Origin of the sequence: Paenarthrobacter nitroguajacolicus (assembly GCF_031455195.1) — a bacterium.
Lineage (GTDB): Bacteria > Actinomycetota > Actinomycetes > Actinomycetales > Micrococcaceae > Arthrobacter > Arthrobacter nitroguajacolicus_D.
Genome location: NZ_JAVDSH010000005.1, coordinates 83,221 through 102,663 on the forward strand (window position 1 = coordinate 83,221; position 19,443 = coordinate 102,663).

General features: G+C 63.7%; 16 protein-coding genes and 1 riboswitch. Of the genes, 7 read left to right on the forward strand and 9 right to left on the reverse strand.

The annotated features are described in order from the left end of the window. Positions 1 to 9 precede the first annotated feature (9 nt). Entirely contained in the window at positions 10 to 2,130 is a 2,121-nt protein-coding gene (locus J2Y68_RS12305; RefSeq protein WP_309993807.1) for a penicillin acylase family protein, read from the reverse strand. Between the two features lie 101 nt (positions 2,131 to 2,231). On the opposite strand from J2Y68_RS12305, the gene J2Y68_RS12310 reads away from it, so the two are divergent. The 3 genes from J2Y68_RS12310 (at position 2,232) to J2Y68_RS12320 (ending at position 5,927) form a co-directional block, all read left to right on the forward strand. Next, positions 2,232 to 2,966 (forward strand): siderophore-interacting protein, encoded by a 735-nt coding sequence (locus J2Y68_RS12310; protein ID WP_309993809.1) that lies wholly within the window; start codon positions 2,232 to 2,234, stop codon positions 2,964 to 2,966. Between the two features lie 170 nt (positions 2,967 to 3,136). Beyond that, positions 3,137 to 4,660: a UDP-N-acetylglucosamine 1-carboxyvinyltransferase gene (locus J2Y68_RS12315; protein WP_309993810.1), complete on the forward strand. Its 1,524-nt coding sequence runs from the start codon at positions 3,137 to 3,139 to the stop codon at positions 4,658 to 4,660. Between the two features lie 67 nt (positions 4,661 to 4,727). Beyond that, positions 4,728 to 5,927, forward strand: a complete 1,200-nt coding sequence (locus J2Y68_RS12320) for a glutamate--cysteine ligase 2 (RefSeq protein WP_309993812.1) — start codon at positions 4,728 to 4,730, stop codon at positions 5,925 to 5,927. Here J2Y68_RS12320 and J2Y68_RS12325 read toward each other — a convergent pair. The 5 genes from J2Y68_RS12325 to J2Y68_RS12345 form a co-directional block, all read right to left on the reverse strand. Continuing rightward, entirely contained in the window at positions 5,924 to 6,526 is a 603-nt protein-coding gene (locus tag J2Y68_RS12325) for a hypothetical protein (protein ID WP_309993813.1), read from the reverse strand. The two genes, J2Y68_RS12320 and J2Y68_RS12325, sit on opposite strands and share 4 nt — an antisense overlap. A gap of 10 nt (positions 6,527 to 6,536) precedes the next feature. Next, complete coding sequence (locus J2Y68_RS12330) at positions 6,537 to 7,745, reverse strand: O-succinylhomoserine sulfhydrylase (RefSeq protein WP_309993815.1); 1,209 nt, start codon at positions 7,743 to 7,745, stop codon at positions 6,537 to 6,539. Then, positions 7,746 to 8,156 carry a rhodanese-like domain-containing protein gene (locus J2Y68_RS12335; RefSeq protein ID WP_309993817.1) on the reverse strand — a complete coding sequence of 137 codons (411 nt, stop codon included), beginning with the start codon at positions 8,154 to 8,156 and terminating at the stop codon, positions 7,746 to 7,748. After that, on the reverse strand, positions 8,153 to 8,416 hold the full coding sequence (locus J2Y68_RS12340) for a DUF1737 domain-containing protein (RefSeq protein WP_309993819.1): 264 nt from the start codon (positions 8,414 to 8,416) through the stop codon (positions 8,153 to 8,155). Before J2Y68_RS12340 ends, J2Y68_RS12335 begins: the two co-directional genes overlap by 4 nt. 13 nt (positions 8,417 to 8,429) lie before the next feature. Further along, positions 8,430 to 8,541: riboswitch (SAM riboswitch) on the reverse strand. A gap of 88 nt (positions 8,542 to 8,629) precedes the next feature. Then, the gene (locus tag J2Y68_RS12345) at positions 8,630 to 10,321 is read right to left on the reverse strand and encodes a SulP family inorganic anion transporter (RefSeq protein WP_309993820.1); all 1,692 of its coding nucleotides are present in this window, start codon (positions 10,319 to 10,321) and stop codon (positions 8,630 to 8,632) included. Between the two features lie 129 nt (positions 10,322 to 10,450). Between J2Y68_RS12345 and J2Y68_RS12350 the strand changes: the two genes are divergently transcribed. Genes J2Y68_RS12350 through J2Y68_RS12360 form a run of 3 tightly spaced genes read left to right on the forward strand, consistent with a single transcriptional unit; the run spans position 10,451 to position 14,411 of the window. Next, on the forward strand, positions 10,451 to 11,779 hold the full coding sequence (locus tag J2Y68_RS12350) for an NtaA/DmoA family FMN-dependent monooxygenase (protein WP_309993821.1): 1,329 nt from the start codon (positions 10,451 to 10,453) through the stop codon (positions 11,777 to 11,779). After that, complete coding sequence (locus tag J2Y68_RS12355; RefSeq protein WP_309993823.1) at positions 11,779 to 13,344, forward strand: aromatic amino acid ammonia-lyase; 1,566 nt, start codon at positions 11,779 to 11,781, stop codon at positions 13,342 to 13,344. Before J2Y68_RS12350 ends, J2Y68_RS12355 begins: the two co-directional genes overlap by 1 nt. Then, the gene (locus J2Y68_RS12360; protein ID WP_309993824.1) at positions 13,338 to 14,411 is read left to right on the forward strand and encodes a PLP-dependent cysteine synthase family protein; all 1,074 of its coding nucleotides are present in this window, start codon (positions 13,338 to 13,340) and stop codon (positions 14,409 to 14,411) included. The genes J2Y68_RS12355 and J2Y68_RS12360 overlap by 7 nt, the downstream gene beginning before the upstream one ends. A gap of 114 nt (positions 14,412 to 14,525) precedes the next feature. On the opposite strand, the gene J2Y68_RS12365 is transcribed toward J2Y68_RS12360, so the two are convergent. The 3 genes from J2Y68_RS12365 to J2Y68_RS12375 all read right to left on the reverse strand — a co-directional run bounded on the left by J2Y68_RS12365 (position 14,526) and on the right by J2Y68_RS12375 (position 17,881). Beyond that, positions 14,526 to 15,008 carry a carboxymuconolactone decarboxylase family protein gene (locus J2Y68_RS12365; protein WP_309993826.1) on the reverse strand — a complete coding sequence of 161 codons (483 nt, stop codon included), beginning with the start codon at positions 15,006 to 15,008 and terminating at the stop codon, positions 14,526 to 14,528. A 226-nt stretch (positions 15,009 to 15,234) separates the two neighbouring features. Next, positions 15,235 to 16,689, reverse strand: a complete 1,455-nt coding sequence (locus J2Y68_RS12370; protein WP_309993828.1) for an amino acid permease — start codon at positions 16,687 to 16,689, stop codon at positions 15,235 to 15,237. A gap of 250 nt (positions 16,690 to 16,939) precedes the next feature. After that, complete coding sequence (locus J2Y68_RS12375) at positions 16,940 to 17,881, reverse strand: aminodeoxychorismate lyase (RefSeq protein WP_309993830.1); 942 nt, start codon at positions 17,879 to 17,881, stop codon at positions 16,940 to 16,942. A 158-nt stretch (positions 17,882 to 18,039) separates the two neighbouring features. On the opposite strand from J2Y68_RS12375, the gene cls reads away from it, so the two are divergent. Continuing rightward, the gene (gene cls / locus J2Y68_RS12380) at positions 18,040 to 19,440 is read left to right on the forward strand and encodes a cardiolipin synthase (protein ID WP_397334997.1); all 1,401 of its coding nucleotides are present in this window, start codon (positions 18,040 to 18,042) and stop codon (positions 19,438 to 19,440) included. The last annotated feature ends 3 nt before the right edge of the window (positions 19,441 to 19,443 follow it).

Below are 19,443 nucleotides of genomic sequence, written 5' to 3' on the forward strand. Positions count from 1 at the left end.
GGTGAAGAGTCAGGATGCTTCTTTGCTCAGGACCGACCAATCCGTGGCCACCGGGGCAAGCTGCCCGGCGGTCCACAGGGGCAATTGGTCGGCGAAATGCTGGTGGCCCGGCGTTCCGGCGGCGCCGAAGGGAACAATCCACCGGCTGTTCCGGCGCTCGGACAGGTCCCAGACGTAGCGGGCCACAGGGCCGCGGAAGCTCCGGTCATCCACGCCCGGGAGGCTCTCAGTGCACAGCACGCATCCGGTGTCGCCGCTGAGGCCGGCAGTTGGCGCGGCGTCTGCAAGGGAACCGGGGAGGAGATGAACGGCCAGCAGCTTATGGCGGTCACCCCATGACGCTCCGTCCAGCAGAGCCTCTTCCAGCGCCGCGTCTTCAAGACTTGCAGCCGCTTCCACTCCAGCATCGATGCCGAGCTCCGAACCTCGGAGCAGCAGCGTCTCAAGGGCGAAACCGACCCGGGAGGGAACGGACAACCACGGCCCGAATAACGGTGAATAGCCTGCGGAGTCGTTCAATGCAGCAAGGGATGGGTGCTTGGCGAAGCGTTGGACCAAGGCACCCCTCCACCCGGAAAAAAGGGCAGCCGGCTTGCTGCCGGCATCCATCCGGCCATCCCACCGAAGCAGTCGTGAGCGCACTTCCTTGGCCTCCCGGGACAGGTCAGCGGGATCCAAGGCGGCCAAGATCGACCGGTACAACGGCCATGGACCCAGCAGAGTATCCATGTGGATGGCCTGCATGTGGTCGGGAGCGAGAGGGCCTTCAACCGCTTCAAGCAGCTCGCGGATCCGCGCGGCGCGGTATGCGGGTGCAAACTCCATTGCGACGGCGTCCCCACCGCCTGCTGCGCGGTCATTCGCGCTGACGGCGAACGTCTGAACCGCGGACCGGGGAAGGACCACGTACTGCCCGTTCCACGCATGGCGGGCTGAGTACGCGGGTGCGGGCAGGCGACGGTTGGCGGGATTCCGCTGGGGGACGAGCCCGGCGACAAACTGCGTCACGGTTCCGGACGTGTCAGCGGCAATCACACTGTTGACGGGCTCCACCCATGCATCCAAGGCCGCTTCCACCGCGGAGACGCTCCGGCTACGAAGCAACGGCAGGAGGGCCTCGAAACCCAGCCGCCCCTCAACCCACGCAGGAAAGCGCAAACTCAAGGCGCCGCCGTCGGGCGACTCCGAGATGACCGGTCCACGGGCGGTCTCGATAACCTCCACGACTACCTGATCGCCGCCGCGGACGTCGATGGTCTCGGTCCCGGCTTGGGCGGGTTCCCAGCCCTGCTCGCCACGTGCCTCGACGCGCACGCCGGAGTAGTCGGTGACACGGCGCAGTTCCTCCTCGAAGAGGTCCTGGTAATCGGCCATGGCGTTCGTGACGGCCCACGCGGTGTGCTCCGTCTGGGCGAAGTGCGGAAGGCCGGGAACTCCCGGAAACGCGAACCCGACGGCGTCGAATTCCGGGCAGCCGAGCCGCACCTGCTGATACACGCCGGGCAGTTCCATCAGACGGTGTGGGTCTCCGGCGATCAGCGGGGAACCGCTCACTGACGCCGAACCATGGGCCGCCCACGCGTTGCTGCCCGACCAAACCGGAGCTTCGATACTGAACAGGCCGACGGCATCTTCGCCGAGGGTCCGTGCGACGTGGGCCCGGAACAGCTTGTTGGGGAAAGTGGAGAAAAGGATGTGGTGCACCAGGAAGACGCCAAGGGGGGTCCAGGGATTCCATGGGTGGGGAGTGCTCCCGGACTCGGCGAACTCCGGGCTGTCCCGGTGCCCGTCAGCCAGTGCGCGGTTGACCCCGTCCACGTACTGGCTGCACCAGCTTTGCGTGTCGGCGTCGAGATTGTCGAAGCATCGGCGGGCGGTGTCGTCCAGCCGCGCTTGCCGGGCGAACCGGTCCCAACTCACGGCATCCGCGCCAAGCACTTGGGCGGTGCGGCCTTCGGAACGCCAGCGTTCCAGCTCGATCTGCCATGACCGGTCAATCGCCGCATTGCGGCCTTGCAGGAACGCCAGTTCGTTGGCGGATTCGGCCCAGAGGTGCGGGATTCCCCATGTGTCGCGGTACGTTCCGGGACCGCCTGCCGGTCTTGACGGTTGCGTTGGGGCAGGCGTCATCTTCTCGATCCGCTTTCGGGCTTAGGTTAGGCTTACTTAAGTTCAAGATAAGTGGCTTTGGCTCCGTGCACAAATCGTGGCCATTCGTGAAGGAGAGTTCCTTGAAGCGCAATTGGGAAAGCGTGGTCCTCAAGGTGATGGGCGCCAAGGACTTCACCCTCGAAGTGACGGGACGGGAGGAGATCACCCCGGATTTCCTCAGAATCCATGTGCGCGACGGCGGACTCCTGGAGCGCAGTGGACTCCATCCCACCATGTGGATCCGGTTGTGGTTCGACGACTCCGGCAAAGCGCACCAGCGCGCCTACACCGTGGTGAACGCGGACCCGGCAGCCGGTACGTTCAGCATGGACTTCGCGATGCACCAAGGCGTGGCGGCCGATTGGGCCTGGTCGGCACAGGCCGGGGAAACCATCGAGGCTACCGTCCAGGGCAGCTCGTTCGCCTTCCCGCAGCCGTCCCCTCGCCGCATCTGGGTGGTGGGGGACCCCGCGTCCATCCCCGCCATCAATTCCCTGCTGGACGAACGGGAACGCTGCGCCGCTGGAACGGCGCCCGTGACGGCATGGCTTGAATACCGGCACGACGCCGACACGTCACTCCAGGTGCGCACGTCCGGCTCCGACGTCGTCACCTGGATTCCGCGCAAACGTGACGGGGCTGCTTTGGTGGAGGAGGTCTGCCGCGCCCTTGATACTGACGTGGTCTCGGCGTCGGAGGACTTCTTCTGGATCGCCTGCGAAGCATCCAGCACCCGGGCCATCATCAAGCATCTGCGCAAAGAACTCGGTGTGGACAAGCACCGCATCGACGCCTTGGGATACTGGAGGGCCTAGGCCCCCCAACGGCTGGCCCCCCCACGGCTGGACCCCGCAGGGTGCCTGACGCCGCTTCGGTGACGGCCGGCGTCGTGCTTCATATCTCACAATCCGGGTATGGTGTGAGATTAACCGCTCAAAGCGAGTTTTTCTGGCCACTTCTAGCTCACCTGTGATATTTCTTGGGTATGACGCAAGCTACGCCAGAACACATAGGCCTCCTGCTCCGCAACGCTCGGGGCGAAAAGGGCTGGACGCAGGGGCAGTTGGCTGCCGAGCTGGGCACCAGCCAAAGCGCAATTGCCCGGATGGAACAGGGTAAGCAGAACCTGAGCCTTCGAATGATTGAACGCCTTGAAGCGATCTTCGGCCGCTCGATCGTCAAAGTCGGCAAACCCCAGATGACGCACCTCCGTGTGGAAGGTGGCCGGACGCTCTCCGGTGAGGTGGATGTCAACAGCAGCAAGAACGCCGGTGTGGCGCTGCTGTGTGCAAGCCTCATCAACCGTGGCACCACCACGCTGCGCCGGTTGGCCCGCATCGAGGAAGTAAACAGGATCGTAGAAGTCCTGACCTCCATTGGCGTCGAATGCACCTGGCTTAACGGCAGCGATCTCCGGATTCGCCGGCCCGAGGTCCTGGACCTCGAATCGATGGACGTTGACGCCGCACGCCGTACCCGCAGCGTCATCATGCTTTTGGGTCCGCTGCTGGACGAGACCAGCGCATACCTGCTGCCCTACGCCGGAGGTTGCGACCTCGGAACCCGCACCGTTGAACCGCACATGCAGGCCTTGCGGCAGTTTGGATTGGCCGTCGAAGCCCGGTCCGGGTTCTACTCGGTAACCGCACCACCCGCCGACGACGACAACCGGTCCTTCGTCCTGACTGAACGCGGCGACACCGTTACCGAGAACGCCATCATGGCTGCCGCCCACCGCGAAGGTACAACGGTCATCCGCAACGCCAGCCCCAACTACATGGTCCAGGACCTCTGCTTCTACCTGCAGGGGCTCGGCGTGGAGATCGACGGCGTAGGAACAACTACCCTCAAGATCACGGGCCGGTCCGCCATCGATGTGGACATTGAATACTTCCCGTCCGAGGACCCCATCGAGGCCATGAGCCTCATCACCGCAGGCATCGTCACCAACTCGGAGGTCACCATCCGCCGGGTGCCCATCGAATTCATGGAGATCGAACTCGCCACCTTGGAGCAGATGGGGCAAAACCTCGAGGTTTCCGGCGAGTACATGGCCCGCAACGGCCGCACCCGCCTGGTGGATGTGACCACCAAGCCCTCCGAACTCCGGGCACCCCAGGACAAGATCCACCCCATGCCCTTCCCCGGCCTGAACATCGACAACCTGCCGTTCTTCGCGGTGATCGCAGGCAATGCCGAGGGCCAGACCATGATCCACGACTGGGTCTACGAGAACCGTGCGATCTACCTGACAGAGCTCAACAAGCTGGGTGCGCAGGTGCAACTGCTGGATCCGCACCGGATCTACGTCAACGGGCCCACCAAATGGCGCGCCGCGGAAATCGGCTGCCCACCGGCCCTCCGTCCGGCCGCCTGCCTGCTCCTGGCGATGCTGGCGGCCCGGGGAACGTCGGAGCTGCGTAACATCTACGTGATCGAGCGTGGCTACGAGGACCTGGCTGAGCGCCTGAACACCATCGGCGCGAAAATCGAGTACTTCCAGGACTAAGCCTGCAGGAATGCGCCCACCCGGCCAACCCACTGTCGCCCTTGGGCACTCTGGCGCAGAATGAAGCATGCGGACTTTCGGGGTTGAGGAGGAGCTGCTGATCGTTGATCCCGTGACGGGGATGCCCTTGGCCCTCGCGGACGCGCTCCTCGCAGGCCAGGAGGAGCCAGGGAAAGCGGAAACGGGTCTGGGTCACGAACTGAAGCTGGAGCAGATCGAGACCCAGACGCGCCCCTGCCACAGCTACGCCGAACTCCTCCACCAGATCCACCGCGGCAGGGCCATGGCCAACGACGCCGCCCGCCACCACGGCGCCAGGGTGGCTGCGATTGCCACCTCGCCGTTGGCCTCGAACACGCACACCACCCCGGATCCCAGGTACGCCGAGATGTTGGACCGCTTCGGCATCATTGCCACCGAGCAACTGACGTGCGGATTCCATGTGCACACCTCGGTGGAGTCGCCGGAGGAAGGCGTGGTGGTACTTGACCACATCCGCGACAAACTTGCGGTGCTCACGGCCCTTACCGCCAACTCTCCCTACTGGCGCGGGCTCCCCACGGGATTCGACAGCTACCGAACGCAGGCTTGGAACCGCTGGCCCACCTCGGGCCCATCGGCGGTCTTCGGCTCGCTCACGGCCTATCGCCGGATCGTGAAACGGCTCCTGGAAACCGGCGTGATCCTCGATGAGGGCATGATCTACTTCGACGCCCGGATCTCCAGGAACCACCCCACAGTGGAGGTCCGCGTGGCCGATGTGTGCCTCAGGGCCGAAGATGCGGCACTGGTGGCGGTGCTGGTCCGGGCTTTGGTGGAGACGGCTTCGCTGGAAATGCTCGACGGCGTCGAACCCACCCATGTGCCGACGGCGTTGCTCCGGATGGCGAGTTGGCAGGCCAGCAGTTCAGGGCTCCGCGGGAAGCTGCTGGACTTCGGGGATTTCCGTCCCGCACCCGCCGCGGACGTCGTCTGGGCGCTGGTGGACTACGTGAGCCCGGTCCTGGATGACCAAGATGAGCTGGCTCTGGTGAAAGCGGGCATTTCGAAGCTTCTAGAGCGCGGAAACGGTGCCCAGGAGCAACGCGATGCCGCGATGCGCTACGGCGACAGGCGGGGCCACGGGCATAACCCGCCCGGAAGTCCGCCAACCGGGGAAGCCTTGGCCGCCGTAGTTGGACATGCTGCGAGAGTGACCGTGCGGGGCGCTGGAGCTGATGCGCGTAAGGACCCCGCACCGATGCTGACCATGGTTCGTAGGCCCTAGTTTTCCGGTTCCTCCCACGTCATCAGGTAAGCCCCGGTGGCCCCTTCGATGAGGTAGAAAACCAGCGGCGGAATGTCCTTCTTGGCGAGGAGAATTCCCCCGAATACAGGAGCGCTGGCCGCGGCGGTATAGCCGATCCAGCGCTTGGCGGGCGAGGAAAGCAGGCTCCCACCGAGCGCCCCCAGCGCCAAAACATGCAGGGCGGAATACAACAGGAACGGCGCGTTCGATCCGCGCCGCGCAGCGAAGCGCTCCAGATCCGAAGCGCGGCGCGAGATGCTGTAAACAAAAAACGGGGCGCCGGCCAGCAGTGCGGCCGCAGCGGCAACGGCCCACTTCTTCGACTTCCCGCGTTCTTTATCGATGCCCGGAACTGCGCCAGCGAACGCTGCGAAACCCACCGGCACGGCGACGGTTCCGGCGGCAGTCAGGTGCTGTCCCACCACCCAGCCGCGTCGACCGGCCTGGAGCATCCGCAGCCGTTCTGTTGCCTCTGGCGTGATGTATACGCGGCTGACCGGTGAGATTCCCACGAACCACACCACCGTGCCGGCAACGATGACCGCTCCGGCACGGCGGTAAGGGTAAGTCCCGCTCATGACAGCAAGGCTAGACCTGTTTGAGGGCCTTCTCCAGATCCAGGATGAGGTCGTCCACGTCTTCCAGGCCCACGGACAAGCGAACCACTCCATCCGAGAGGCCAATCGCCGCCCGGCCTTCCGGACCCATGGCCCGGTGCGTCGTGGTGGCTGGGTGGGTGATGAGGGACTTGGAGTCGCCCAGGTTGTTGGAGATGTCGATGACGCGGAGTCCATCAAGCAGCGCGAAAGCGGCTTCCTTGGCCGAACGCCCGGCTGACGGCGAAAGCTCGAATGTCAGGACCGTGCCGCCGGCTTTCATCTGCTTCGCGGCGAGCTCGTACTGCGGGTGCGATTTCAGCAGCGGGTATTTGACCCAGCTGATGGCGGGCTGCCGCTCTAGCCACTCCGCGATCTTCAAGGCCGACGCGGAGCTGTGGTTCACGCGGAGCCCCATGGTTTCCAAACCCTTGGTCAGCACCCAGGCGTTGAACGCGGATAGCGAAGGTCCGGTGTGCCGCATGAGCTGCTTGACCGGGCCGTCGATGAATTCCTTGGTTCCAAGGATGGCGCCGCCAAGTACGCGACCCTGGCCGTCGATGTGTTTGGTGCCGGAGTACACGATCACGTCGGCGCCCAGCTCACCGCAGCGCTGCAGCAGGGGAGTGGCAAAGACATTGTCGACGACGACGGTCGCCCCTGCGGCATGCGCCAGTTCGCTGACGGCGGCGACGTCGACGATCTCCTGCATGGGGTTGGACGGAGACTCGAAAAACACGGCCGTGGTGGGCTCGGACAGGGCCTCACGCCACTGGTCCAGGTCGGGTCCATCAACGAATACCGTCTCCACGCCCCAGCGCGGCAGGATTTCGTTGAGGATCACGAAGCAGGATCCAAACAGGGAGCGGGCAGCCACCACGCGGTCGCCGGCAGCCAGCAGGGCACCCAGGGCGGTGAACACCGCGGACATTCCGGACGCCGTCGCAAAGCACGCTTCGGTTCCTTCCAACAGGCGGAGCCGTTCCTGGAAGGTGGCCACGGAGGGGTTGCCGTAGCGGGAGTAGACGAATCGTTCGTCCTCGCCAGTGAAGGCGCGTTCGGCAGCGGCAGCGGATTCGTAGACAAAGCCGGAGTTCAGGAAAACGGGTTCGGACGTTTCCTGGAAGTTGGTACGGTCAAGACCGCCACGGACAGCCTGGGTGTCAGGGTTCCAGCCAGCGGCGTCGGGATTGAAAGTCACTTAGTCGGTCCCCAGGTTCGTCGGTAGGCCACGGTTTTTCCAGCCATTCACGGTGCGCTCGCCGTAGCGGTCGGGTTCACCTTCAAAGCCCTCGAGGACGTTGTATGCGGTGAAGCCTGCCTGCGTTGCTGCAATGGCCGCGGAGATGGAGCGCTGGCCGGAGCGGCACAGGAAGACCAGTTCCACGCCGTCGTTTTCAGGCGCCTGTTGCCGCAGGTCCTCGATGAAGCGCGAGTTGGGGATGCCGCCGGCGAGGTTCCATTGGATGAACAGGGGATCGTTCTCCGTGGCCTTGGTGTCCGGGATGCCGATGTGGGCCCATTCGCCCTCCGTGCGGACATCCACCAGGATGGCGCCCGCTTCAAGTTTGGCCCACGCGTCCTGCGGGGTCAGATCACCTGCGTAGCTCATGCGTGCCCCTCGAATGCTTCGTCGTCGTCATTTTCAAGCTGGTCGACGGCGTCGGCCACGGCAGCGTCTGCGTTGGCGATCGCCGCGGGAAGCACGATTGCCTGGGCGACGATGACGTCCGTGCCGTTAAAGGTGGCTGCCGGACTGCCATGGAGCACATAGCCTTCGGCGAGTGCGGCGCTGATCCGCTCGCAGAAATCGCGGGTGTCCGGGCCTGTGATCAGGCGGTAGGAGAGTTTTTCTTCAGTGGGTTCAGGCATTGCTGGTGCTCCTCAGTCACGCTTGCAGTTCGAGTTGTCGATACGCCGAGTAGTCACCTGAGGCACCCCGCCGGAGAGAGGGTTGCCGACCAGCAAGTCAGGGCTTCGCGCTGGTACTCATTACTCAAGAAAAACGTAACATCCACGACGGCTGGGCTGCATGCGGCGGGGGTGTAGCCGTCGTCATGTTGCGTAATCGGCGGCTGCTGGGAGCTAGCCGGTCCTAAGCGCACGTACGGCAGCGCCGATCGTAGGAAAGAAGTGCTCGGGTGTAAATCGGGCTGCGGTCCCGAAGCGGAGCAGCTTGTCCTTGACCGGTCCTTTGAGCTCGGCAAAGACCAAGCCCACCCCCTTGCTTGACAGCCATTCGTCGAGGGTGACGAGGTCGTCCAAGGCTGTGGTGTCAATGCCTGTGATGGGTTCGGAGGCCAGGACCACATGGGAGATCCCCTCCGGATTATCGTCCAGGAGTTCGCGGACAAAGGCACCCAGAACGTGGCCGTTGCCAAAGAACAATGGAGCATCAAAACGGAGGATCATTAGCCCGGGAATGCGGTTGGCCTCAGGGTGGCGCGCTCGGTCGTGATATCCCGGCAACCCTTTTTCGGAACCCAGTTCGGCGCGGTAGGGGTCCCAGGCACGGCGAACGAAGTCCAGAAGCGCCAAAGCGACAGCAACCAAAATTCCTTGCAGGACGCCCACCGTCAGGACCCCGAGGAACGCTGCCAGCATTACCACCGATTCGCTGCGGCTCAGGCGCAGAAGGCGTCGAACCCCGGATGGGTCCGCGAGGGCGACGGCTGCAGCGATCACGACGGCGGCAAGGGTGGCCGACGGAAGGTACTGGGTCACTCCGGGAGCCAGCAGCATGAACGCCAGTACCAGCACCGAACCCACCACCCCGGTCAACTGGGACTTGGCTCCGGCATCCACAGCTACCGGGGTCCGGGAGGCGCTTCCGGACATGGGGAAGCCGCCGAACAACCCGGTAGCTGCGTTTGCGGCGCCGAGCGCCGCCATTTCCCGGTTGCCGGAGACCGTTCTGCCCTCCTTGGCGGCCAGCGATTGGGACAAGACACCAGTGTCAGCGAAGGCCATGAGTGCGATGCCCGCAGCAGCCGGCAGCAGGAGCACGGCATCGGACCAGCCGATTCCGCCGAGTGCGGGCATGGGCAGGCCCTGCGGCAGGACGCCAGTGACCTTCACGGCGTCGCCGAGGCCCCAGACCGCCGTCGCAAGGCACGAGCCGACTACCGCAAGCAGGACGCCGGGAACCTTCCATTTCAGCACCCGGGGGACCCAAATGAGGGTCAACGAGCCAATTCCCAGCAGCGCGGCCGGGAGATTTACTGTGCCATGCATTACCCCGGACGTCACATTTGCGAGCTTCTTCCAGACGTCGCCGTCGGCCTCAATTCCCAGGAAAGCAGGCAACTGGGAGAGCGCCACCAGCAATGCGATCGCGTTGAGGTACCCGAGGCGGATGGGCTTGGACAGCAATCCCGTAATGGTCCCCAACCGAAGCGCTGACCCCACGAGCATGAGGAGTCCCACCAGTATGGCCAAGAGCCCGGCAAGGGCCACCGATCTCCCAGTGCTGCCGGCCGAAAGAGGCAAAATTGCGGCCGCGATCAGCGGAGCAAGAGCGGAATCGGGCCCCAGGACCAGGACTCGGGACGGCCCGATGACGGCGTAAACCAGCAAGGGCACCACGGTTGCATAGAGCCCGGTGACAGGGGGCAGCCCGGCGGCTTGCGCATACGCCATACCTGCGGGCACCAGAAGGGCGAACAGTGCTGTCCCGGCAACGATGTCGTGGCGCAGCCATTCGCGCTTGTAGCCCTTGAGCGCCCAGACGCCGGAAAGCCGGTCCCTGACGGAACGGCGGACGGTAGGCGCACTCATACAGCGATCATTCCCGACCCTTGCTGTTTGCGGAACCCGGGCCACCTCTGAGCTCCTCCCTTTATGACGCCCCGGGAGCATAATTGACGCAGTACGTCCCCCTGTAACTTCGCAAGAAATCAGGTAGCGGTGAACGGACAGAGCAGTTCTACACTCAAGCCCATGCTGCATTTTGGATGGTTCGTGGGTCACGGATTCGGAGTCCAGGGCTGGGGGACTCCCGGCTACAGCCTGGGCTACGACTGGAAAAAGCCCGCCCTCTATCAGGAGGCCGTGTGCGCGTTCGAGCAATCCGGGCTGGACCTGTTCATCATTGAGGACTCGCTCACCGTTCCGGACACGTATGGCGGTACGGCTGAGGTTTCGCTGGCCCATGCCTCCTTTGCGCCGAAACATGATCCTTTGGCCCTCGTCCCCTACTTGCTCGCGGCCACTGAGCATCTGGGGATCGTTCCCACTGTCAGCGCTTCCTTCTACCCGCCCTTCACGGCCGCCCGGCTGCTGGCCACGTTGCAGCACTTCTCTGAGGGCCAGCTGGGCTGGAACGTGGTGACATCGGGCAGCGACCTCGCCGCGCAGAACTACGGGCTGGATCAACAGATTGAACACGACCTGCGGTACGAAAAGGCGGAGGAATTCGTCGACGTCGTGAGGCGGCTTTGGCGGAGCTGGGAACCTGGCGCCGTGCTTGAGGACGTTTCCGCCGGGGTATTCGCGGACCATACCAAGGTGCACCCGATCAACCATGAGGGCGACTTCTTCAAGGTCCGTGGCCCGCTGAACACGGCGCCCCTGCCGGAGGAACCGGTTTTGGTTCAGGCGGGGGCTTCACCCCGCGGCAAGGCCTTCGCTGGCGGGCATGCCGATGTAGCGATCGCCTTGGCACGAGGTGTGGACGGGATGAAGGCCTACCGGGACTCCATCCGCGCTGAGGCTGCGAAGGCCGGCAGGAACCCCGATGACGTGAAGGTCCTGTTTGTCCTCAAGCCCACGGTGGTCGGTTCGCCTGCGGAAGCCGAGGAACTGCGCGCCCAGAGGCGTGAGCTCACCCAACGGGATATCGACAGCCAGCTCAACTCCATCTCCTACCTCTCTGTGATCGACTTCAAGCAGTTCGACCTCGATGCCCCATTGCCTGAGCTGAGCACCAACAGCAACCAGGGCACCCTGGAGCATTTCGCCAAAGCAGCGCCGCCAGGTTCCACGCTTCGCCAGATCCTGCAGGCCCGTAGTGGCGGGGCAGGCGACTCGATTATCGGTACGGTGGGCGAAATCGCCGACTACCTCGAGGAAACCGGCTCTGCCGTGGGCGGAGATGGATTCCTCTTCTCCGGCTTCGTGGATCCGGTGACGGTGCATGGCGTGCTGGACAAACTCACCCCTGAACTGCGCCGACGGGGGCTGTTGAGGAAGAGTTATGGCAACGGTGGATTCCGGCAGAACCTCCTGGACTTCTGATGGCTAGCGATGATCCAAGAACCCTGGTGATAGGAACGGCCCCAATACGGGCGGAACGCCTAGCTCTGGCGGCCAACGATGCCTCGTTTCACGTGAAACTCAACCACGATGCGTTGACTTTGATCGGCCGCTCCCGCGAGATCCTGGAGGAGGCTGCCTCTTCCGGCCAGAGGGTCTACGGGCTCAACACCCTGCTGGGATCCGGTCGGGACACCATTGTGGAGGACAAGTCGATCCTCAGTTACCAGGTGCAGGTGGTCCGGTACCACAACAGTGGTGTGGGCCCATATCTGGACCGTGCCGCCGCCCGTGCCGTCATCCTGGCCCGGCTCGTCGGATTCAGCCGTGGTGGCTCCGGAGTTCGTCCCGACACGGCCCGCTTCTATGCCGAACTCCTGAACCGCGGCGTCCACCCCGCCATCCCGGCCGAAGGCTCGGTGGGCTCATCGGACCTCACCCAACTCGCCGCCGTCGCTGCTGTCGCCCTTGGCGAAGGTGAAGCGTTCGATGCCGACGGCACCTTGGTTCCGGGTGCCAAAGCGCTCGCCGACGCCGGGCTACAGCCCCTCACCCTCGCAGCCGGCGAGGCCCTGTCACTGGTGAGCGCCAACTCCTACTCCGTGGGCGTCGGCACCCTGGTCCTCCTGCGGTTGCGGCACGTAGCCGAACTTGCCGACGTCGCGCTTTCCCTCTCGCTTGAGGCAATCGCAAGGTACGACGGCGGTGGGAACCTCAGCCCGTTTTCGCCGGCGATCCAGGCAGCCAAGGCGGTGGACGGCCAGCGGGACTCGGCCGCTGCTGTCCGACGCCTTTTGGGCGGAGGCTGGCTGGAGGATGTTCGGCCTGGGGTTTCGGTTCAGGACGCCCTCTCCTTCCGCGCCGCACCGCAGACGCACGGGGCATTCCGGTCCCTGATTTCGGACCTGGGCAAGGCGCTGGAGGTGGAACTGAACGGTCGCGGTGACAACCCGCTGGTGGACGTCGGGTCCGGGCTGGTGGTGTCCGGCGGGAATTTCCAGCCTACGCAGTTGGCGCTGTCCTTCGAAGTGTTGCGGCTCGCTTTGGCCCATGTGGGCATTTCCAGCGAGCGGCGCATCGCCAAGTTGTACCCGCCGCAGCGGGCCATCCGGGCCAAGCACCTCGCTGCAGCCACCGACAAGTTGGGCCTTGCACACGAAGAACTGCCGGGACTGCTCTGGTACTCCGCCGCGGGGCTCCTGGCCGAACTCAAGTTCCTGGCAGCGCCGGCGACCCTTGGAGCACCAACCCTGTCTGCCGACGTCGAAGACCACTCCACCCTGGCCCCGCTCGCGTTGCAGCAACTTGAAAAGTCGTTGGAGGCCGCGGAGAAGCTGTTGGCGATTGAAGCCCTCACTGCGTCCTACTTGCTGCTCGAAGCGGGGGCCGCGCAGCCACTCGGGAAGGGGACGGGCGCCGTCGTCGGACGTTTGGCCGATGTCCTGGCGGACCGGCCGTCCGCGCCGGATTTGGTGGAGAGGGCGCGGTCTGGGCTGCGCGAGGTCGTGCAACAACTAATCGAGTCCGAAGGAGGGGAAGGATGGTGAACACCGCTATCCGCAAACACGGCGCGCACTCAGCCGAGCCGACGCCGGACGTGCTGGATGCCTCAGTCCTGGACAAGGTGGGGAACACCCCACTGGTGAAACTCGAGGCCATAGGCCGTGGGTTGGGCAGCGCCATCCACGTCAAACTCGAATCCGAGAACCCCGGGGGCTCCATCAAGGACCGCACAGCCTTGAGCATGGTCCGTGCCGCTGAACGCTCAGGGGAGTTGAAACCGGGCGCCACCATCGTGGAGAGCACCTCCGGAAACACGGGGATCGGACTGGCCCTGATCGGGCACCTCACCGGCCACCCGGTTGTTGTGGTCACCGGCGACACCATCTCACAGGAGAAGCTCGCCGCACTGCACAACTACGGCGCACGCGTGATCCTCACGGACTGGAACGCGCCCTCGGAATCGCCGGAGAATGCCCGTGCAGTGGCTGCCCGCATCACCGCAGAGACGCCCGGCGCCTGGCGGCCGATGCAGTTCGACAACCCAGCCAATCCCGCCGCGCATTACGAGAATACCGGCCCTGAAATCTGGGAACAGACGGGCGGCTTGATCACACATTTCGTGGCTAGCATCGGGACCGGCGGGACCATCAGTGGCAACGGGCGGTTCCTGAAAGAGCAGGTGGCAGCTTCACGGCCGGGCGGTCACCTGGAAGTGGTGGGCGCCGACCCCTACGGATCCGCGTACAGTGGCGGCCACCCTGGAGAAATCCTGGTGGATGGCGTGGGCAACTCGTGGCCCGAACCCGAGTGGCCCAAGGCTTTCAACCGCGGGATCGTGGACCGTTTCCTCCGGATACCCAACGACGAGGTGTACACCACGGTGCACCGGCTCCTGGACGAGGAGGGGCTCGCCCTGGGGCCGTCGTCCGGGCTTGCGGTGGCTGCAGCCCTCCGGGTGGCCCGCGCCGCGCCGCACGGTTCGGTGGTGGTTGCCATAGCCCCCGACGCCGGCACCAACTACCTGAGCAAAGCCTTCAACCCCGTTTGGCTGGCAGAGCACGGCATCCGCCTGGCTGCCGATGTCCCCGAAGCACGCAACCCCCGGGAGTAGATCCTCGCTCACGTTCCGCCCGCTTGCGGCGGACGCTCGCTCACGTTCCGCCCGCTTGCGGCGGACGCTCGCTCACGTTCCGCCCGCTTGCGTCGGACGCTCGCTCACGTGCGGCTATTTCTTGGCCACGCGTACGGGGTGCTCGCTCAGAATGGAGAGCCGATTGAAGGCGTTGATCCCGATCGCTGCCATGCAGAGGACGCTGATCTGTTCGTCGCTGTAATGCTGTCGCGCCCGCTCGAAAAGTTCAGGGCGGGGGCGCGATGTGCTCATTCGCGTGATCTGTTCGGCCACCTCCATGGCTATCACTTCAGCGGGCTCGAACAGTTGAACTTCCCGGTAGACGGCCACCAAGGAAAGCCTCTGTTCTGTTTCGCCGTACTTCAATGCCCGCCGGTGATGAAGATCCAGGCAAAATGCACAGCCGTTGATTTGCGAGGATAAGTAATTTATGAGCTCGAGGGTGCGCCGCGGAACACCTAGCCGGTCAGCTTCTTCGACGAGCTGTTGGGAATAGTGGCTGAGCGTGGCATAAAGGTCTGGCTGCTGCTTATCCAGATAGCCGGCAAGACATGGTTTCGTTTCCTGTTCGGGCATGGATGGAGCCTAACGCACCGCGCGCGGGCCAACGAAGTGAGCGAGCGTTCGGTTAAAGGGGGTGGGATGTGAGCGAGCGTTCGGTTGAAAGGGGTGGGATGTGAGCGAGCGTTCGGTTGAAGGGGGTGGGATGTGAGTGAGGGTCGGACGAGACCAGCCCCTGGGCAACCCGATCAGGTTGCTCAGGGGCTGGTCCTTCGTAACGCTAGGTCAGGGAACTGGGGGCCTAAGCGCCGACAACCTTCTTGAGCGACCGCCGTCGTCCGTACTTGAAGTAGAAGAATGCGTAGCAGGCTCCGACGAACGGTACGCCGAACAAGAGCGCCGCGACCTGGTTGGGATCAAAGGCGATGCCAATCAGCGACACCACGCACAAGGTGAAGGCCAGGATCGGGACCAAGGGGAAGAGCGGGGCCTTGTAGGGGAGCGTCGAGACGTCGCCCCCGTTCTTCACGAAGGTTCGGCGGTAGATGAAGTGTGAAGCGACAATCGACATCCAGACGCCCACCGTCGCGAAGCCGGCCACAGACACCAGCACCAAGTAGACCGTTGCCGGCGCCACAACACTGCTGATCAGGGAAGCCAGACCACCGAGCATACTGACGCACAGGGCGATCATGGGGATGCCGCGTTTGGTCAGCTTCTTGAATGCCTTGGGTGCGTGGCCTTCGTCTGCCAACGAGAAGAGCATGCGGGCACAGGAGAAGAGTCCGCAGTTGCCAGCCGAAAGCAGGGCGGTGATGATCACGAAGTTCATGATGTCCGCGGCGAAGGGGATGCCCAGCATGGAGAAGACGGTGACGAACGGGCTCTCGTCCACGCTGACTTGTTCGTAGGGGATGGTGGCCGCGATGACCACGATCGCGCCGACGAAGAAGATCATGAGCCGGATGACCGTGGTGCGCATCGCTTTGGGGATGTTCGCCCCCGGGTTGGCGGTTTCGCCTGCTGCGACGCCGATGAGTTCGGAGCCGGAGAACGCGTAGAAAACAGCCAGGCACGTAACGAACACACCCGTGAAGCCATTCGGGAACAGGCCGTTTGGAGTCGCGAAGTTCTCCCCGAACGAAGGGAAGCCGCCTGTGGCGAGGGGGTGGAAGCCCGCCAGCGCAGCGCCGCCCAGGATGATGAGGCCGACGACGGCGGCGACCTTGATGAGCGCGAACCAAAACTCTGATTCACCAAAGACACGCGATGAGATGGCATTCAGTGTGAAAAGGACTGTGGCGAAGACGAAGCACCAGATCCATACATCGACACCGGGGAACCAGCGCTGCATGAGTAGGCCCGCAGCCGTGAATTCCGAGCCCAAGGCCACTGCCCAGCAAAGCCAGTACAGCCAGGCGGTGGCGAAGCCTGTTGCAGGGCCGATGGTCCGGGCCGCGTAGATGTGGAAAGCGCCTGAAACGGGGAACGCTACGGCGAGTTCTCCGAGGCAGGCCATCACCAGATAAACCACGACAGCGCCGATGAGGAAGGCCAGGACCGCGCCCAAGGGGCCTGCGGTGGCGATCGTGTAACCGGAACTGACGAACAGGCCAGAGCCGATGACGCCACCCATTGCGATCATCACCAGGTGCCGGGCCTCCATGGACCGGCGAAGACCTGTTGACGGGGCGTCAGTCTGGGGCTGCGCCTTGGTTGCCGATGCTTCGGCTTCTGTGGGGGAGCTGAGTCCCATATTCCCTCCGGGAAGTTAGCCAGCAAAGTTTGGGTAGTGCCAGCCGGACGTGATCCAACTAACACGAGAACAAGATTCATCACATGACGGATGACCATTTCAAGGAGGATAAGGAATGCGATTGGACGCGCAGGAAGCCCTCGGCTGAGGCCAAGCGTTTCTTATCTATAAGTCACGCGAGCGATTACTCTGCTTGCGATCTGCTAGATTCCAAGCGGAGTCCCTGCGCCTTCTCCTCCGCGGGGCGGGCTTACTCGATTCCCGCGAACAGCTCGTTCAACTCGGCTGTGAGCTGCTTCCGCACCGCGGGCGTGCCGATTTCCTTGCCGTTGATGTGGTTAACGGGAGCGATCAAGCGGATGCTTGAGATTAGCCAGACAGCGTCGGCGTCGAACAGGTCCTGTGGGACGAGGGGCCCGTAGCCAAGTTCCCAACCTGCGGCTTTCGCTGCAGCGAACAGGGCGCCCTGGGATGTTCCGGGCAGAATTCCGCTGTCGTGTTGGGGCGTGATGAGGCGGCGTACGGTCTTGACCGAACCCTCGCCGTCGTCGACCTCTTCAAGGTGCGCCAGCAACACGGTGGACGTCGGACCTTCCAGGACGCGGCCGTCCGTGGAGGTGAAGATGGCGTCGTCAGCGCCCTGCTTGTGCGCGTAGCGAAGCGCCGCCATGTTGACCGCATAGGAGAGCGTCTTGGCGCCAAGCAGCAGCCAGGGTGCCCTCTCGCCGGCTTCCGTGTCGAAGCCGCGGTCCAAAAGGACGACGTCGATGCCCGTCTCGCGCTGTCGGCGACTGCCCGCGGGGGACGGCGAAGCCTGTACCCAACACGTGGGGTTTGCCGCGCCTTCAACGCCGCGGGTCACAATCAGCTTCACGACCACCTCATCCTCCTCCGGCGTCGGGGCCGGGTGGAGGTGGCGGAACTCGGTAATGGCAGTGTCGATTGCCCTGCGCCAGGCGTCCTGCTCCGGGAGTGCCAGATCGAGTGCTGCAGCGGACCCACCCAAACGGTTCAGGTGTGCCTGCACTTTGCGGGGGCGTCCTTGGACCGCCAACAGCGATTCGAACACTCCATCGCCACGTGTGGCACCCAGATCCGTTGCCATGAGCTGGGGTTGGCTGGAATCGGCAAGACGGCCGTTTTCGAACGCGGGATCCAGGAAAACCAGGACCGTGGGGGCAGGTGAAGTCATGGTCCCAGCTTAGTGCCGGGCCATTGAATATGACTTTGCCGGATAGGCTGTGGTCACTGTTGTTCACGGAACGTGGGGGTTGGTCGGTGCTCTTTCCTTTTCCTTTTGGCCAGGAGTGGACCTGGTTATTGGGTGTCTGGGCCATTGTGGAAGTCGTCATGCGCATTGTGCTGCTTGGCATCATTCCCGGCAATCGTCGTCCCACCACGGCCATGGCATGGCTTCTGGCTGTGTTCCTCATCCCATCCGTCGGCTTTGTCCTGTTCCTTCTCTTCGGAAACTTCAAGCTGTCAAAGCGCAGGCGGGAGCAGCAGGAAGAAGTTAACCGCCGGGTCCGCGCAGTAACTTCCGACCTTTCCGATCCCGTGAGCGTCTACTCCGGCCCCGAATGGGTGAAATCGGCAGGCGAACTCAACCATCGGCTCGGATCGTTGCCCATGGTTGACGGCAACAAGGTAGAGCTCATTCCTGGCTACGAAGAGTCCATTAAGGCCATGGCTGAGGCAGTCAGGGGCGCCAACAGGTACGTCAATGCGGAGTTCTACATCATGAGCAGCGACTCCGTTACGGACGAACTGCTGACGGAGTTGGAAAAAGCCGCCGAACGTGGCGTCACTGTCCGGCTGCTTTTCGATCACATCGGCACACTCCGGGTCAAGGGCTACCGCCGGTTGATACGTAGGCTCAAGGCTGGAAAGATCCAGTGGCGGCGGATGCTCCCCCTGCTTCCGATCCATGGCCAGTGGCGGCGCCCGGACCTCCGGAACCACCGCAAAATCATGGTGATTGACGGCATGGTTGCCTTCACGGGCTCGCAGAACCTGATCGAACCGTCGTACAACAACCCCAAGCACCGCAAGGTGGGCCGCAAATGGGTTGAGCTCATGTCCCGTCTCGAAGGTCCGATCGTGGCAACCCTCAACGTCGTGTTTGCGACAGACTGGCTCAGCGAGACAGACGAATCCCTGGAAGACCAGCTTCGGCTGCCCTCCCAGCCTTCTCCGGGCAAGGTCACGGCACAGGTGGTTCCCAGTGGTCCAGGTTTTGCAACAGAGAACAACCTCCGCCTGTTCAACACCCTGATCTATTCCGCGCAGCACAGGATCTCCATCTGCAGCCCGTACTTCGTTCCGGATGACTCGCTGCTCTACGCCATCACCACCGCGGCACAGCGGGGCGTGGACGTGGAGCTATTCGTCTCCGAGAAGGGCGACCAGTTCCTGGTCCACCACGCGCAACGCTCCTACTACGAGGCCCTCCTGGGTGCCGGGGTACGCATTTACCTGTACCGGGCACCGTACGTCCTCCATGCCAAGCACTTCACCATTGACGACGAAGTGGCAGTTCTTGGTTCCAGCAACATGGACATGCGCTCCTTCTCCCTGAACATGGAGGTTTCGGTGATGCTGTTGGGCGCCGAAACCGTGAACCTCATGCGCGCCGTGGAGTCCACGTATCGCGAGGTGTCCCGTGAGCTTATGTTGGAAGACTGGGTTGATAGGCCCCCGCTGGCCAAGTATGTGGATAACGTGGCCAGATTGACGGCCACCCTGCAGTAGCCC

Excerpts from the sequence above, each read along its gene's own strand:
- J2Y68_RS12305 (WP_309993807.1), bottom strand. The coding sequence starts at position 2,130 with ATGACGCCTGCCCCAACGCAACCGTCAAGACCGGCAGGCGGTCCCGGA.
- J2Y68_RS12315 (WP_309993810.1), top strand. The coding sequence starts at position 3,137 with ATGACGCAAGCTACGCCAGAACACATAGGCCTCCTGCTCCGCAACGCT.
- J2Y68_RS12320 (WP_309993812.1), top strand. The coding sequence starts at position 4,728 with ATGCGGACTTTCGGGGTTGAGGAGGAGCTGCTGATCGTTGATCCCGTG.
- J2Y68_RS12325 (WP_309993813.1), bottom strand. The coding sequence starts at position 6,526 with ATGAGCGGGACTTACCCTTACCGCCGTGCCGGAGCGGTCATCGTTGCC.
- J2Y68_RS12335 (WP_309993817.1), bottom strand. The coding sequence starts at position 8,156 with ATGAGCTACGCAGGTGATCTGACCCCGCAGGACGCGTGGGCCAAACTT.
- J2Y68_RS12340 (WP_309993819.1), bottom strand. The coding sequence starts at position 8,416 with ATGCCTGAACCCACTGAAGAAAAACTCTCCTACCGCCTGATCACAGGC.
- J2Y68_RS12345 (WP_309993820.1), bottom strand. The coding sequence starts at position 10,321 with ATGAGTGCGCCTACCGTCCGCCGTTCCGTCAGGGACCGGCTTTCCGGC.
- J2Y68_RS12355 (WP_309993823.1), top strand. The coding sequence starts at position 11,779 with ATGGCTAGCGATGATCCAAGAACCCTGGTGATAGGAACGGCCCCAATA.
- J2Y68_RS12360 (WP_309993824.1), top strand. The coding sequence starts at position 13,338 with ATGGTGAACACCGCTATCCGCAAACACGGCGCGCACTCAGCCGAGCCG.
- J2Y68_RS12365 (WP_309993826.1), bottom strand. The coding sequence starts at position 15,008 with ATGCCCGAACAGGAAACGAAACCATGTCTTGCCGGCTATCTGGATAAG.
- J2Y68_RS12370 (WP_309993828.1), bottom strand. The coding sequence starts at position 16,689 with ATGGGACTCAGCTCCCCCACAGAAGCCGAAGCATCGGCAACCAAGGCG.
- J2Y68_RS12375 (WP_309993830.1), bottom strand. The coding sequence starts at position 17,881 with ATGACTTCACCTGCCCCCACGGTCCTGGTTTTCCTGGATCCCGCGTTC.
- cls (WP_397334997.1), top strand. The coding sequence starts at position 18,040 with ATGCGCATTGTGCTGCTTGGCATCATTCCCGGCAATCGTCGTCCCACC.